Origin of the sequence: Vibrio sp. Vb2131 (assembly GCF_033338535.1) — a bacterium.
GTDB classification, from domain to species: Bacteria; Pseudomonadota; Gammaproteobacteria; order Enterobacterales; family Vibrionaceae; genus Vibrio; species Vibrio alginolyticus.
The window spans coordinates 1-639 of record NZ_JAWOSW010000093.1 but is presented as its reverse complement, the minus strand read 5'-3'; the positions used below and the strand labels follow the sequence as shown (position 1 = coordinate 639).

General features: G+C 48.2%; 1 protein-coding gene. It reads right to left on the bottom strand.

The window, feature by feature from the left end; genetic code table 11:
• Positions 1 to 123 precede the first annotated feature (123 nt).
• Positions 124 to 639: patatin family protein (locus R7E38_RS23050; protein WP_318082166.1), on the bottom strand; the 516-nt coding region annotated here is incomplete at its 5' end.

Below are 639 nucleotides of genomic sequence, written 5' to 3'. Positions count from 1 at the left end.
TTACGCTGAATGTATTTGAGCCTACTTATTGGGCTCGTAGCGAAGCAAATCGATAATCCACTGCCATCGAGTTTGCATTAGCCACCTAGATTAACTTGCGTTTAATCGAGGTGGCTTTTTTCTTTACATTGAATTCCAACGTTCTATGGCTTGTTTGCCAGCCTCAATTCCCAGTTCATATGCTTCTCGCAAAGGTTCTGGTGAGCGGCTTAAGCGTTTTAACTTAAACGTTTCTGGTGGACACACTTGGATTATCTCAACGCCTGGTGGCGGGTTGTTTATCAGTTCCAATGTTTGGTTGTAACGAACGTCACGTGTCAGCATAGGCTCAATCAGAGCTGGCGTTTCCTTCAGCATACGTTTTGTGATGGCACTGAACTTTGATCTTGGTTTCCGGTAACTGGCGATCTGGCTGCGCAGGACCATGATTTTCGTCGCTCCTCTCTTGATGGCTTCGGCAATTGGCAGGGCATCTGCAACGCCGCCATCCACATATCGATTGTCATTAAGGAGCACGCCATTACGATAGAGTACGGGCAGGGCGCTGCTGGCCTTCATGGTCTCCGCTAACATATCGGCGTCCGGAGTGAGGTATTCTGCCTGTCCAGTATCTTGACGAGTGACGACAAGGAAAAAAGG